Genomic DNA, 14,630 nt, shown 5'->3' on the forward strand with positions numbered 1-14,630 from the left:
CCACAACTTAAAACAACACACTATGGATTTAGCAACTGCATTCGAAAACATTAAATGGCTTTCGGTACTCGGGGCCGCAGTCTCATCATTTCTCATTGGTGGCATTTGGTACGGGCCCATTTTTGGACGGGCTTGGATGACCGAATTCGGCTTCACCGAAGAAGATTTGAAAAAACGTAGCATTCCCAAAACTTTCGGACTTTCCCTCTTGTTGGCCTTTATAGCCGCTGTCATACTGGAAATGTTTATAGGAGCTGAAGCGGACCTTGTTTTTGGCGCCAGTGCAGGATTTTTTGCTGGATTCGGCTGGGTAGCCATGTTATTGGGCATACTGTATTTATTTGAAATGAAATCATTGAAGGCCTATCTTATCAATGCGGGCTATTGTATCGTGGCATTAACAACGATGGGGATTATTTTAGGAATTTGGTAAATTGAACATCATGGAAAAAGGACTATTGGAAAAAACAGGGAAGCCACTCGATCATTGGATACAAGTGGTAAAGGATTCGAAAATTGAAAAGCACAAGGCCATTATCGATTTTCTGAAAACGGAACACGGATTTACCCACGGTTACGCCAATTTTGTGTCATTAAAAGCGCGAAAAGCGGATGCAGGATCTATGGACGATACCAATCTGTTGACGAATCAATACAAAGGAAAGGAGCATTTAAAACCGCTCTATGATGCACTTCATTCCAAGATAAGTGCGTTGGGCAATGACATTACCATTACACCGAAGAAGGACAGTGTGAGCTTTATTCGGAAAAGGCAGTTTGTCTTGGTAAAACCGGCCACCAAAACCCGTATGGATATTGGGTTAAAGCTAAAGGGTAAAGAGATCACGGACCGATTGGAAAACTCAGGCCCCTTTGGTGCCATGTGTACTCATAGGGTTCGATTAGAGACGTTGGAAGAAATCGATTCACAACTTATGGAATGGATACAGGAGGCATATGAGAAAGCGGGGTAACGCTCGAAATAGCAAATAGCCTCAGACTAATTCAGAAGACTCTTTCACTCAATCAACCTTTTTTAACTAATTGGGGTACTCTAGCTTCGCAGAAATAATCTGCATATATGAAGGATTGGGTACCCATTGTCTTTTTAATTTCCTTTTCATTTGTTTCTGGTCAAACGGAAATAATTGATCCTAATGATGGATATAGTGAAGAGCCATGCGAGTTTTGTTCCTATCCCCCACTTGCACAAAGGAATGAACAAGCTATTCTTTTTCCCGAAGAGCTCATGAAAAAAGAGAAAATACGAAAAGTAATTGCGTACTCTCGGGACAAGTACCCAAGGAAAGGTTCGACAGTGTATCAAATTGAACGTCCCTATGTATACCGTACATATCGATTTGATAATAATGGTAGAATTTCTTCCAAGGTCGTTTACTTTTCGGGAGAACCCATGTACAAGTACTATTTCGAAAGAGATACTGAAGGGAAAATAATAAAGGAAGAAGAAGAAAACCTGATAGATGAAAGCTCAGAAGAATTCATGGGTTTAGGAAAAATATTGGACTATGCTTATGATGAAAGCGGTAATCTCATTCGGAAGAAATATCGCAACGGTTCGGGTGACATCGTTAGTGATGAGCAAGCTTTTTATTGGGAATTCGAATACACTAAGGAAAACCTTCTTTTACGTGAGACCGAATATGACAACGACGGCTTTGAACCTAGGGTCTGGATGTTTAGGGAATATAGCGGGTTTCAAAATGGAAAACCAACTCAATATACATATGGAGAGAGACCGCCCTTGGGAGGAAAATTGTTATATGATGAAAACTGGCAGTTGGTAAAGAATATTTACAAAGATTCGATCCAATCCGACCCTCTTTCTTTCGAAATCACCTATGAATACGACAACCAAGGCAGGCTTATTAAGTTAGATCGAAAAAGTACAGATCTAGAGCAATTTGGGTGTCCCGAAGAAGGGAACCTAACCGATCATTATGAATATGAAGAAAGTGGGCTACTAAGGTTCATAAAACATAGCTATAAAGAAAGGGAATGTTATATGGTGTTTGAATATAAAAGATAAATTGAATGCGGATCATAAATTATTGGAATTAATCCGCTGCTAAATTGAAAACCTTCTGTAATTTTAGAGAAACAAACCTAACATACAGATATGAAAAAATTAGTATTCCTTATCCCAGCTCTAACCCTACTTGTTTCATGCGGCGGTAACGACCTTTGTGGAGAATACCAATGCGAAATGGCCAACGGAGAATTCGGTTCCAATTTACGATTTAAAGGTGGTGGTAAAGTCTTTATCGATCTTATCCCGGCCGACTTGGCCGAACGAAATCCAGAATTGGGGAGTAAACTAAATGTTCCCGGAACGTACGAAGTTGTAGATAGCGAAGTGGTTATTTCCTATTTCGATGGCTATCAGAACCACACGTTGAGCAAGGTAGACGACAAATTAACCTCGACTTCCGATCTATTTAAATTATGCACCTGTAAGAATAAATAGGTGAAAATTTTTTAAGGTCTATATGGATGAAGAAAAACTGATCCAGGTAAAATTCCAGAATAAAGCCCGCCCCGATTCGGCATTCGATATGCTGAAACTGGAAGAGCTTTTTCGGCGAAAATCCCTAGATCATAATCCGGAAAACCTTCATAAGGTCGAATTCTTCATCATTTTATTGATTACCGAAGGACAGGGATATCACACTATCGATTTCACCGATTACAAATGTGAAAAAGGGACGGTTGTAACGATTCGGAAAGATCAAATACATAAGTTTTTCAGAAGTGATAACGTAAAGGGTCATCTTTTGCTTTTTACTGACGAATTCCTGGTGAGTTATTTGGAAAAGCAGGAAAATCAGAAGTCCATGCAGCTCTTCAATGAATTCCTAGGGGTTCCAAAAATACAGTTGTCACAAAGTGATTTTGAAACGGTAAAAAATATAGTTCATAGAATTGACGAGGAGTATTTTGAAACTATGGATGTCCATTCCCTTAGTATCATACGCAGTGAATTGCATATTCTTATCACCCAGCTGTATCGTATCAAATCGCAAAGCGATCAGATCATTGCCGACAAAAAATACCTACCGGAGTTCATTACTTTTCAAAATTTGGTAGAAAATCATGTCGTTAGGACAACCAGGGTGAAAGATTACGCAGACATGATGGCGCTGAGCACAAAAACGCTCAATACCATTTCAAGAAACATCGTAAACAAAAGCGCCAAGGAGTTTATCGATGAGATTTGCAGCAAGCAAATAAAACGGTTGCTTATAAACACCTCTCACTCCATTAAGGAGATTTCCTTTATGATGGGTTTTGAAGAAACCACCAATTTTTACAAGTACTTTAAACGGCAACTCGGAATGACCCCCGAGCAATTTCGCGCTTCCTTCTAGCATTTTCCCATTTTTACAGTATTTCTGCTTTTTTCTATACCGCCCTGTTTACATGGTTGATACATCTTTGTACCATCAATTAACACAAAAGATAACATCATGAAAACACTCGCTATGTGCACTTCCATACTACTGCTACTTCTGGGTAGTGGGTGTGGTAACAGTACACAACAAAAATCGGATACAAAACAATCAAACACTGAAAAAACAGAAACTATGGAATTAACAAACAAGGAAAAAGCAGTAGCCTTACTCAACAGTTTTAATACCGGGGACCAAACCCCAATCTCATACATTAACTCCCAAAAGTACATTCAGCACAATCTAGCGGTTGGTGATGGATTGGAAGGCTTCGGGGAAGTTATGCAGCATGCACCCGAAGGTGGTTTCAAGGCCAATGTGGTTCGTGCCTTTCAGGATGGGGATTTTGTATTTACCCATACCGAATATAATTTCTTTGGGCCCAAGGTTGGATTCGATGTATTTCGTTTCGAAGACGGATTAATCGTAGAGCACTGGGATAACCTTTCGGAAATTACCCCACCCAATCCCAGTGGAAGAACCCAATTGGACGGAGCTGTTGACATTTCAGACAAAGAGAAAACTTCAGAAAACAAGAAATTGGTCGAGGGGTTTGTAAACGATGTACTTATGAATGGGCAATCGGATAAATTAACGACCTACATAAACGCGGAGAAATACCTTCAGCACAATGCTGCTGTGGCCGACGGTTTGGACGGCCTAGGAGCTGCCTTACAATACTTTGCAGATAATGGATTGGTGATGCAGTATGACAAGGTTCATAGCGTATTAGGCGAAGGAAACTTTGTATTGACCATTAGTGAAGGTAAATTTGGAAAGGGTGATCATGTAGCCTATTACGATCTATTCCGTGTGGAGAATGGCCTAATTGTGGAGCATTGGGATGTAATTGAGGTCATTCCGCCACAAGAGGAATGGAAAAATTCCAACGGAAAGTTCTAAAGGAACGTTCAAAATAATAACTTTGGAAGGCTGCTCTTCAATGAGCGGTCTTTTTGTTTAGCCGTATCTCAGGCATGAGTATTAACGTTCGTGAAATAGCACACAAGGACATCCCTAGTTTGGTCGACTATTGGATGAGTTCTGATCCCGATTTTCTGGTCGGGATGGGAGTTGATTTGGATAAAATGCCTGCGAAGGAAACTTTAGAAAAAGCCTTTTCCGAACAAATCGATACTACTTACAGAGACAAGCAGTCCTATGCCCTTATTTGGGAATTGGATGGCAAGGCCATTGGACATACGAATATCAATCAGATACAATTTGGAAAGCGCGCCCATATGCATTTGCATCTTTGGTATGGTGGGAATCGTAAAAAAGGTATGGGTAGTACCCTGGTGATGAAGTCGCTTCCTTTCTTTTTCAAAAATTATGAACTGGATGAACTCTACTGCGAGCCCTATGCCTTGAATCCGGCACCCAATAAAACTTTGGCCAAAATAGGTTTTGAATTTGTGAAAACCTATGAAACCATTCCAGGTTCCATCAACTTTTTTCAGGAGGTAAATCAGTGGCGATTGACTCGAGAAAAATTTCAAGAATTACGACTTAAAAATGAGTCATAAGCCGTAACATTCTTCATCTTTCAGGACTGATAATACGAGTAAATTTCGTATCTTAAAGCTAGGTTTGATTTATAAGAAATTCGTCTGTTCAATGGGGTTTTCTTTGGCAAACCGAGCATTCAACAAGATTGTTTCCATGGAAAAGGAAGATCCCATTTTTGGATGGAAACGCTAACCTAACATTCAGGAAATAGAAACTGAACAACAACAACGAGAGCGATTCGAAAAGGAACGAAAGGAAAAACCTTTGACCAAAGGCGAATGGCTTACCTTTTTCTTTTTGCCATTTTTCACCTCAAATACTGTGGGAAAGGAAAATCTTTTCACGCAATCTGAGATGGATCGATTCGAAAAACATGGATTCCATAAAAAAGCAGAACAAGCAAAAATGGTAAAAGCCATGGGTGGTTTGTTTTGGGTGATTGTTGGATTTATCATACTGTTCATTCTAGCTTCCCAATAGTGTTATAAACGTTAACGAATACTTTATTTCAAATACATGTTCTTCCGAAAAAAGAAAAAAAACAACCTCGTCATCCAATGCACCGTTTGCGAATGGAGACCCGATGGAGGTAAATATTGGGCCTGTAATTGTGGCCATGTATGGAACACCTTCAAAAGCCATGGAAAATGTCCAAAATGCGAAACACAATATGTAAAGACCTGGTGCCCGGGTTGCGGGAAATCAACTCCTCATAAAGACTGGTATAAAACACCGGAAGAAATAATAGCGATAGAAGATTCTGGTGATCCCATCTTAAGAAAACGGAAGAAGAGCCTTGAGTCTCGACTAATAGGTTACGGCATTAAAAACTACAGAGTTAGCCATTTGGGGTACCTAAACTATTCTCCCGATAGCTTTCAAACACCTTATGAGGCGGGTTGCCGTATGATGATTTTATACGCTATTTCGCATGCCGTGCACTCTTTGGAAGATAGACCCGAAATTATTCAGTGGCTTAAAGAAGAGATGATTTGGGATAGGGTTTCCCAAAGTGAGAAAGCATTCCTTGAAGATCCAAATCCAGAGGAAGAAATCCTAATGGATCTGTCATGGCGCATAGAAAGTGCCTTAACCCTTGGGTGGTGCTTGAACAAGGTAGAAACACTTCCAAAATTGGACGCCAAGCACAACGAGGGTGTGTTTGAAGAACTACAAAGGAACATTCCAGAAATTGGTGATTCCCTCATGCTGTTTCTTACAAATCTTGAATTCCGCAACACCGAAGAAATCCTTGAGGAAAACTTGGTAAACGAGTTGGCGACAACCTACTTCCGGGACTTGTTTCTGAATGGTCAAAAAGATCAGACAAAAATAAACCGAAGCACCAGTTATGAAAGGCATCAAGTCCTCAATTGGCTACGTCAGTTCATGGATATAGAAGAATGGGACGAAACAGATACATCCACATAAGTTCAATTACTATTAACTCTAAATAAACAGCACAGACATTGGAAAACACCTTTAACTCTGTTCAAGAATTAGACTCTGTAGCACATATCCGTAAAAGGCCCGGCATGTACCTAGGGCGTATAAACATGAAAGGCTTTACCGATCTCCTAAAGGGAATTTTGAGTGAATCCTTAACCTCTTTGCAGGCCGATTCTATTTCTTTTGCTTATTCGGATTCCCGCTATGGTAAAATTATGATCCAGAACATTCAAAACCCTGTAATAGATAATTGGAGTAGGATGTATTTTAACGAGACAAACCCATTTACTATGGGAATTTTACCCCTCAATGCACTTAGTAAGACATTTACCCTTAAATTGATAGATAGTGCATCTAACCCACTGCTTGAGCAAACCTATGAAAAAGGAATACTTAAAAATGGAGCGCCATTAGAAAAGGGGATGATTGCTGCTTCGTTAGAAATCAGTTTTGAACTGGATGATGAGATTTGGAGCAAGGATTTTACTTGGAATGAAGGTTATATGAATCATGTGTTGCAAGAATTTGCCTTTTTATACAAGAAGGTCTCGTTTCATAGTGCCTACGAAGTGCATGGCAGTAAGTGCAATACGATCTATCATTTTAAGAATGGACTTCAGGACCGATTGGAAATTGAAACCTTAAAAGGCTTGGGCGGCAGTTATTTCAACTCCTATATTGACGAGCAAATAGGTGATTTCCATTTGGAAGCTGCTTTTGCTTTTAGGGATTATACGGTCGATGAACCTTTTCTGAAATCGTACGTGAATGATTATTATACCCATGAAAATGGCAGTCATGTAGACGGGCTATTGAAAGGACTTACCTATGGGGTCATGAAATATTTTCAAAAACATCAATTAACAGAGGTGTATAAAATTTCGGAAAAGGGAATGCAAGAAAACCTTATGGCTGCAATTAACATTAGAATGAAAGCACCTACTTTCAGCGGATGTGTAAAGAATAAACTGGCCAGCCCCGAAGTGGTAGAGCCCATCGCCGAATTTGTAGCCAATATATTGTTTCGGAAAATCGAAAAAGATGAAGCATCGACCCAAAAATTGATCCGTAAATTTGAAATTTAAGAGACCCCAAGCGGTAAAAGTTGTAAAAAGAAATCATATGAAAAGTCTAGTCACACTTTCTTTACTGGGTGTTCTATTGCTAACTTTAGGGCTCAAGGCGCCCAATGATATATACGAACCTCAAGCTACGCATCAGACGATCAATGGGGATAGCATTTTTAATTTTGGGAAGGCCTTATTCAAAGCCAACTGTGCTTCCTGCCATTATATTGGGATGGACAAAATAGCTACCGCACCTGCCCTAGGTGACATTACCAAAAGAAGGGAACGCGATTGGTTATATGCCTATACCCGCAATTCGCAAGAGATGTTTCGCAATGGCGACAGTATCGCGAAAACCTTACGCGAAGCGGGATGGAGCCCTATGGAACCTTTCCCGAGCTTGACCGATGCTGATTTCGATAAGATTTATTACTTCGTTGAAAAACGTTATGAAATGTCTTTAAATGGAATTCCTGTGCCCATTGAATTCGAATTCAATCCAGCGGAGAATGAGCAAGTACAAGCATGTGCACATGTACTTTCCAAAGAAAGGCATATACTATATGCTTGTGTTTCCAAAGATCGATTTTGGACCTTCAGTTGTGCTTCCGAAACCCATGATCCAGAAGACTGGAACAAAACCACATTGCGAACACTTTTCGAAATGGACAATTCCATAAACGAACTCTCCAATTTAATTCCGGAATACCCAGCATTCAGAAACAACCGAAAATCGGAATGGGATTTTAAATTGGACTGAAAAATCAATGATTGAATGAGTTAATGAGTGAATGGGTGAATGGGTGAATGGGTGAATGGGTGAATGGGTGAATAAATATGTAGCTGCTTTTCCCAATATTAATAAATATAGATTGGTAGTTTGTATTTTCAGTTTCAAATAGGTCATAATCTTTGTACATTTAAGAGATTAAAAACAACTGCTATGACCCGTTTTCTTCTTCTCATACTCCTTTTAAGTTGTAACGGGCAGATTTTCTCTCAAATTGAATTCAGTGAACACATCATATCAACCAACGCAGATGACGCGCGTAGTGTTTATGCTTTAGATTTGGACGATGATGGCGATTTAGATGTAATGTCGGCTTCTTTTGAGGATGATAAAATAGCGTGGTATGAAAACTTGAATGGCTTAGGCGATTTTGGGAATGAGCAGGTGATCAGTTTAAATGCCGACGGGGCCGGATCTGTTTTTTCGGCAGACATGGATGGGGATGGGGACAACGATGTCATTTCCGCTTCAATGAATGACAATAAGGTAGCCTGGTACCGAAATTTGGATGGATTGGGCACCTTTGGTGAAGAGCAAATAATAACGTCCACCCTTAACGAAGCGATTGCTGTTTTTGTAGCAGATCTAGATGGCGATGGCGATATGGATGTTTTATCTGCTTCTTATTTGAATAACAAAGTGGTCTGGTTTCAAAACACAGATAGCGAAGGAACATTTGGAGAAGAAATCATAATTAGTGTTCATACCGATGCTCCTTGGAATGTCCATGCCGCAGATATAGACGGAGATGGAGATAATGATGTTATATCAACATCATTTGATGACAGCAAAGTGGTTTGGTATGAAAATGAAGGGGATGGTGTTTTTAGTAGCGAGATCTCCATATCCGATCCAGGAAATGTTGTATCCCCAACACAAGCCATTACAGTGGACATGGATGGAGATGGGGATTTAGACGTTGTCGCCTCGGATGCTAGTGCTGGCGGAATGGAATGGTGGGAGAATACCAATGGTCAAGGTGATTTTGAATGGCACTGGATTCCGCAAAGTGTTATTTTCCCGTATTCTATAGCCACCATGGATATTGATTTGGATGGCGATAAGGACATTGTTATCCCATCTATGGAGGACGATTTTATCGCTTGGTATGAAAACGACGATGGAATGGGAACATTTCATTCGGACAGAGCATATATAACTGAAAATACGATTGGTGCCTTTTCTGTATTTGCTGCGGATATCGATGGTGATGGAGTTAGTGATATTTTATCGGGATCTCGGTACGATGACAAAATTGCTTGGTATAGAAATCCATTAACCTTGGGAACAGAAAGTTTTGACTCCATTAATTTTTTGATGTCCCCTGTTCCAACGAAAGATGTAATCAATATTCTTAGCGAGACACGCATCTCAAAAGTCGAAATTCGCAATACCCTTGGTCAATTGATTGAAAGTAAGTCAAACAGCACAACTTTAGATGTATCGTCATTGACTTCCGGTAATTATTTTGTTTCCATCCACACAGAAGTTGGAGATGTCGTTACCAAGAGGATTGTTATAGAATAAGACTTTCAGCGTTTTTAATAGTAGACATTAGATCAAAAAAAGCTAAACATGAAACCATTAACACTCCTCTTCACCTTTGCTTTCATAACACTACTATCCTGCAAAAGCGATAAGGGCAAAACTCCAGTAGAAGAAGTCGTAGCGTCCCCTGCGGATTGCATAGAACGCATCCTAGCGGAAGATTCCGAATACGGAAAAGAACGAAACCATGCCTGTGAAACCATTTCCTTGAGCGAAACCATAGCCCAATACACCAAACAGTTACGCGGCATGGATTTTTCCGATTGCCCAGCGGCTTTCTCTAAGGCCTTTGATGGGCATATAACCGCTTGGGATAGCATTGCTCCGCTTACCCATAAGTATCCCGATTTAAGGGGGGAAATGCACGTATTGTTCGATAGTATTGAAAAAACCGCCGACTCTACCGAATTCAAACGACTATTGGGAGCCATTTGGAGTACCTGGGGCGATATTGAAGCGGTTCAAAAAGAATACGTTACGGACGAAACCAGCGATCAGGATTGAGATAGAACATTTTCTTCCAACCATGCACGGCCTCGGTATCCCTTAGATGTATATAGGGAAAAGGTGTGGTAATCGCATAATGCAAATGTGGTGGTTTTCCTTTGGCATTGCCCGTATCCCCAACAGTTCCTATTTGTGATCCCATGGCCAATGGCTTCAGTGGAAATACATCTACACGATCCAAATGTGCATAATAATGAAAACGCCATTTAGGGCCTAACACCATGACCGACTTCCCTCCTTTTCCACCTTCATGCGTATAAACCACTATACCGTAGGTAGCGGCGGTAACGGGAGTTCCCCGTTCCTTAAAGATATCGATCCCTTTATGCGTAATGGAGGTTCCCCACGGATACGCCCAAAAGGAATCTGGGCTCCAATCGGCCGTAGTGGCACCTTCCACGGGAATGGACATGGGCTGAGGCAATAGAAAGCCTATTAAAAGTACGATGAGCAATCCAATGGAATACTTTCGGTACTTCTTTCTAAAGAAAAGCCAGAAAAAACTGGTAATTATGGTGGTTAGAAAATTGCGTGTGGTATTCGTAATCACAGCAGTAAGATACGATAAATACCTAGAGCCGTTGTTAGTTCATTTCGATCACCACTTCGGCTACCCCACGTCTTACTTTTTTCAATTCGGAAAATAGATCATCGTCTGCTCTATAGCCCACAGGCAATACCAATACGGAAGTCAACCCCATTTCTTTCAACCCCAATAATGTATCGTATTTGGCAGGCTCAAAGCCTTCCATAGGACAGGCGTCGATACCTTCCAAGGCACAAACAGTTAATAGATTCCCTAGGGCCAAATAGGCTTGTTTGGACATCCATAAAGAAACTTCTTCGGCCTCTTTTCCTGCGAAAGAATCTAACAAATACTCTTGAAAAGGATCTAAAATTTCACGGGGTGTATTGCGTATGTCTTCTACCCTATTGAAATGTGATTTTATATAGTCTGGAGAAATCCCATTCTCCCTGCACAATACCAATACATGCGAGGCATCCTTTACCTGTGGCTGATCCATAGACAAGGGCACCAATTGTTCCTTGATCTCCGGATTGGAAATGACCAACATCTTCAAGGGTTGTAGTCCGTAAGAAGTTGCGGTGAGGTTGAACGCATCTTTAAGTATTTGTATTTGTCCTTCGGTAAGTTTTTTGGAAGGATTGAATTTTTTACAGGCGTAACGCCATTTTAATTTTTCTATGATCTCTGAAGCCATGCTATTTCCCTTAACTTTATGGTGCAAAAATACGCATCACAAATGAGGGTTTTTGTATAAACCCATCGAATATTTTAATAGCATCAAAAAGAAATATTATGCCCGACATAGACGAACGCATACAGAATAGCGAAACCCGCATCTACAAAGCCGTTTTCCCTAACACTACCAATCATTACGACACCCTGTTTGGAGGTACGGCATTGCATATGATGGACGAGGCCTCCTTCATCTGCGCTACGCGATTTAGCCGAAAGAAAGTGGTTACCGTCTCTACTGAGAAGATCGATTTTACCACGCCTATTCCCCAGGGAACGATTGTAGAATTGGTAGCCCGAGTGGACAAAGTGGGCAGGACCAGTTGTGTGGTAAAGGTAGATATCTATATGGAAGATATGTACAGCGATGCTCGCGACAAAGCGGTGACGGGCTATTTTACCTTTGTAGCGGTGGGCGATGATAAGAAACCCATCCCGATTGTGGGGTAGTTTTTCTTGAAAATTTGTTTTCAGAAAAAGAAAAAGCCTTGTATATTTGCACCCGCAAAAGGAGGAATGGCAGAGTGGTCGAATGCGGCAGTCTTGAAAACTGTTGAGGGTCACACCTCCGGGGGTTCGAATCCCTCTTCCTCCGCAAAATGAAACCCGCAACGTAAGTTGCGGGTTTTGTTTTACTAAGCATTCTAAGGATGGCTAATCCAGTGTGTATATCTTAACATCTCCAAAGGCGAGTCCTTTTTTCACATCGGCACCACCCGTATACCCTACAGAGGCTTCTCCGAAAGCGGTGACTTTTATGAGGTCTGATGTGTTCAATTCAAATTCTGCCTCTCCATAGGCTGTTAATCGGCTCTCGCGATTTTCAATTTGGGCCATATCGATTCTACTTTCTCCATAGGCTACGATCTTCTGTTCTCTAACATTTCCCGCTTTCACGGTTAATTCGCTCTCTCCATAAATTGTAGTTCGCAACTCATCCAGTTGTAATTCTTCAAAAGATACTTCAGATTCCCCGTAAATTTTTAAACGTAGTTTTTCTTGTTCAATAGGACTTTGAAAAGTCATTCGCTCTTCCCCACGTAAGGAATACTCATCTACTGAAATATACGTTACGGTCGCTGTCACCTGCGTTCCTTTATAAAGCGGTTTCTTTGTTTTTCTTCCGTGCTCATATACCTTCTTTTGTTTCGGGATATTTTTGGTTCCATCTAGATATACCCGTAGTGTTTTTCCTTCCACTTCGATGTTTAGTTTAGATTCATCCACTATAGAATTCTCAATGGTTACCGATTCGGTCGTTCCCTCTACAAAGGTTACTTCTATATGAGGGCTAATAATTACTTTGTCGAAGGAGTTTACATTAACTACTTTTTGAGCCCAGGTTGTTCCCATAGCTGCACAAAGAAGTATCGCAAAAAATAGAGTTTGTTTTTTCATAATGTTGTTTTTGAGTGATGATGATGTTAGTAGACTGCCCTACTGTTAATTACTCTATAGATTAAGGAAATTTGAAAACGTTACAGTATTGATTGCTTTTTTTAAAATCGAGAAGTATTTACACGTATTTTACAGAATCTGTGAAGTGAGAAGAGAGAAGAGAAAACAGAAAAGAGATATGCGTTCAACAGTTAAGCAGCTAAACGATTCAACAACTAAACATTTCAACCAACCAATCAATCTCACATCCATCCTTCATCAAGCTCAGGATGACAAACTGCTAAATGACTCATCACTCCTCACCCATCAACTTTCACCTTTCACTTCCAAAAAAATAAAAAACCACCCCTGACACCATCTGTCTCAACACCCGATACTTTTGCAGTAGTTCTAATTTTAAAAACAACATAATCATGAAAAATGCAATTAATTGGTTCGAGATTCCCGTAAGCGATTACGAACGAGCAAAAAAATTCTATTCTGCAGTTTTGGGAGAAGAAATCACTGACCACCACATGGAGGAGCAAAATGTAAAATATGGAATCTTCCACTATGATATGGAAAGCAACAAAGTTGGAGGCGCCATTTTACAAATGGAAGGTATGAACCCTTCGGCAGACGGTTCTACCGTGTATTTAAATGGTGGTGATGATCTTAGCATTCCTTTGTCTAAGGTAGAATCGGCCGGTGGTAAAGTAGTGATGCCCAAGACCGATATTAAAGAAAATGGGTTCATTGCCCAATTCATCGATACGGAAGGAAATCGCGTAGCCTTTCACTCCATGGGGTAAACAAAATAGCATAGCGAATCCTGAAAAGGGTTCGCTATCTTTGTTTTATGTCGCAACTCTCCCGACTCATATCGATCCTTACCCTGCTAAAATCGAAGCGATTGCTCACTGCTTCCGAATTGGCGGACAAATACAATGTAAGCATCCGTACCATTTACAGGGACATCCGAAAATTGGAGGAAGCGGGCATTCCCGTTTATACCATAGAAGGTCGCGGCTACAGTTTGGTCGATAATTATACGGTTGCTCCGGTTCAATTTACCGAAAAGCAAGCCAATGCTCTGGTAACGGCCCAGCATATTGTAAATCAATCTAAGGACGTCTCCTTTGTTACCGACTTCAACGACGCCCTTACTAAGATCAAGTCCGTCTTCAGAACTTCTGTTCAGGAGAAAAGTGAATTGTTAAGCGACAAAATCCACATTCTGAATTGGAATTTCGAGGATTTCACTAGTAATGCCCTTTCTGAAATTCAGTTAGCTATTACCCACTTCAACTTTGTTGAAATCAATTACCAAAAGGCGGAGGATCCTAATATCACCTTTCGGAAAATTGAACCCTGTGCCATGTATTCGGCCGAAAATAAATGGATTCTTATCGCCTGGTGTCATTTGCGGAACGATTACAGAGCCTTCAGAATAGATAGAATAAAACACTTCAAAATCCTACCTGAAACTTTCGAAGATAGAAAGTTCAGTATTCAGGATTATTTCGCTTCTTGTCCCTTCAATGATTAGTAGGATTAAACCTTTTCCTACATTTTTTCCTCCTTTTCACTATTAAAATGTCAAAGCTAAGTCCAAGAGGGACCGCGCTCTAGGTGATTTTAACACATATTTT

The 14,630-nt window shown here is 40.5% G+C and carries 19 protein-coding genes and 1 tRNA gene; 17 read left to right on the plus strand and 3 right to left on the minus strand.

Annotated elements, in window-relative coordinates; all coding sequences use genetic code 11:
- The first annotated feature begins 22 nt into the window (after positions 1-22).
- From POV27_RS12100 to POV27_RS12160, 13 genes are all read left to right on the plus strand, one after another.
- Positions 23-433, plus strand: a complete 411-nt coding sequence (locus tag POV27_RS12100; protein WP_272863036.1) for a DUF1761 domain-containing protein — start codon at positions 23-25, stop codon at positions 431-433.
- A gap of 10 nt (positions 434-443) precedes the next feature.
- On the plus strand, positions 444-974 hold the full coding sequence (locus tag POV27_RS12105) for a DUF5655 domain-containing protein (RefSeq protein WP_272863037.1): 531 nt from the start codon (positions 444-446) through the stop codon (positions 972-974).
- A gap of 107 nt (positions 975-1,081) precedes the next feature.
- Entirely contained in the window at positions 1,082-2,050 is a 969-nt protein-coding gene (locus POV27_RS12110; protein ID WP_272863038.1) for a hypothetical protein, read from the plus strand.
- Between the two features lie 90 nt (positions 2,051-2,140).
- Positions 2,141-2,488, plus strand: a complete 348-nt coding sequence (locus POV27_RS12115; protein WP_272863039.1) for a hypothetical protein — start codon at positions 2,141-2,143, stop codon at positions 2,486-2,488.
- Between the two features lie 22 nt (positions 2,489-2,510).
- The gene (locus POV27_RS12120; RefSeq protein WP_272863040.1) at positions 2,511-3,389 is read left to right on the plus strand and encodes an AraC family transcriptional regulator; all 879 of its coding nucleotides are present in this window, start codon (positions 2,511-2,513) and stop codon (positions 3,387-3,389) included.
- A gap of 216 nt (positions 3,390-3,605) precedes the next feature.
- Positions 3,606-4,373, plus strand: coding sequence for a nuclear transport factor 2 family protein (locus POV27_RS12125; RefSeq protein ID WP_272863041.1), 768 nt, complete (start codon positions 3,606-3,608; stop codon positions 4,371-4,373).
- Positions 4,374-4,447: 74 nt separating this feature from the next.
- Positions 4,448-4,996 carry a GNAT family N-acetyltransferase gene (locus tag POV27_RS12130; protein WP_272863042.1) on the plus strand — a complete coding sequence of 183 codons (549 nt, stop codon included), beginning with the start codon at positions 4,448-4,450 and terminating at the stop codon, positions 4,994-4,996.
- Between the two features lie 247 nt (positions 4,997-5,243).
- Positions 5,244-5,459, plus strand: coding sequence for a hypothetical protein (locus POV27_RS12135; RefSeq protein ID WP_272863043.1), 216 nt, complete (start codon positions 5,244-5,246; stop codon positions 5,457-5,459).
- A 36-nt stretch (positions 5,460-5,495) separates the two neighbouring features.
- Complete coding sequence (locus tag POV27_RS12140; protein WP_272863044.1) at positions 5,496-6,410, plus strand: DUF4272 domain-containing protein; 915 nt, start codon at positions 5,496-5,498, stop codon at positions 6,408-6,410.
- A 38-nt stretch (positions 6,411-6,448) separates the two neighbouring features.
- Positions 6,449-7,513 carry a DNA topoisomerase subunit B gene (locus tag POV27_RS12145; protein WP_272863045.1) on the plus strand — a complete coding sequence of 355 codons (1,065 nt, stop codon included), beginning with the start codon at positions 6,449-6,451 and terminating at the stop codon, positions 7,511-7,513.
- 37 nt (positions 7,514-7,550) lie between these two features.
- Positions 7,551-8,255 (plus strand): c-type cytochrome, encoded by a 705-nt coding sequence (locus POV27_RS12150; protein ID WP_272863046.1) that lies wholly within the window; start codon positions 7,551-7,553, stop codon positions 8,253-8,255.
- Positions 8,256-8,438: 183 nt separating this feature from the next.
- Entirely contained in the window at positions 8,439-9,812 is a 1,374-nt protein-coding gene (locus POV27_RS12155; protein ID WP_272863047.1) for a T9SS type A sorting domain-containing protein, read from the plus strand.
- A gap of 48 nt (positions 9,813-9,860) precedes the next feature.
- On the plus strand, positions 9,861-10,337 hold the full coding sequence (locus tag POV27_RS12160; protein WP_272863048.1) for a hypothetical protein: 477 nt from the start codon (positions 9,861-9,863) through the stop codon (positions 10,335-10,337).
- Here POV27_RS12160 and POV27_RS12165 read toward each other — a convergent pair.
- Entirely contained in the window at positions 10,309-10,890 is a 582-nt protein-coding gene (locus POV27_RS12165) for a M23 family metallopeptidase (RefSeq protein ID WP_272863049.1), read from the minus strand. The genes POV27_RS12160 and POV27_RS12165 overlap by 29 nt on opposite strands.
- Before the next feature lie 34 nt (positions 10,891-10,924).
- Positions 10,925-11,563, minus strand: coding sequence for an NAD(P)H-dependent oxidoreductase (locus tag POV27_RS12170; RefSeq protein ID WP_272863050.1), 639 nt, complete (start codon positions 11,561-11,563; stop codon positions 10,925-10,927).
- A 98-nt stretch (positions 11,564-11,661) separates the two neighbouring features.
- Here POV27_RS12170 and POV27_RS12175 point away from each other — a divergent pair, with 98 nt between their 5' ends.
- A complete protein-coding gene (locus tag POV27_RS12175; RefSeq protein WP_272863051.1) occupies positions 11,662-12,051 on the plus strand; it encodes an acyl-CoA thioesterase in 390 nt (129 codons plus the stop codon).
- A gap of 60 nt (positions 12,052-12,111) precedes the next feature.
- Positions 12,112-12,196, plus strand: a tRNA-Ser gene (locus POV27_RS12180).
- 59 nt (positions 12,197-12,255) lie between these two features.
- Here POV27_RS12180 and POV27_RS12185 read toward each other — a convergent pair.
- A complete protein-coding gene (locus tag POV27_RS12185) occupies positions 12,256-12,999 on the minus strand; it encodes a GIN domain-containing protein (protein WP_272863052.1) in 744 nt (247 codons plus the stop codon).
- 413 nt (positions 13,000-13,412) lie between these two features.
- On the opposite strand from POV27_RS12185, the gene POV27_RS12190 reads away from it, so the two are divergent.
- Together POV27_RS12190 and POV27_RS12195 are read left to right on the plus strand one after the other, a co-directional pair.
- Entirely contained in the window at positions 13,413-13,790 is a 378-nt protein-coding gene (locus POV27_RS12190; protein ID WP_272863053.1) for a VOC family protein, read from the plus strand.
- A gap of 47 nt (positions 13,791-13,837) precedes the next feature.
- Positions 13,838-14,527 (plus strand): helix-turn-helix transcriptional regulator, encoded by a 690-nt coding sequence (locus POV27_RS12195; protein ID WP_272863054.1) that lies wholly within the window; start codon positions 13,838-13,840, stop codon positions 14,525-14,527.
- Positions 14,528-14,630: the final 103 nt, after the last annotated feature.

It is taken from the genome of Aureisphaera galaxeae, assembly GCF_028561275.1.
GTDB classification, from domain to species: domain Bacteria; phylum Bacteroidota; class Bacteroidia; order Flavobacteriales; family Flavobacteriaceae; genus Aureisphaera; species Aureisphaera galaxeae.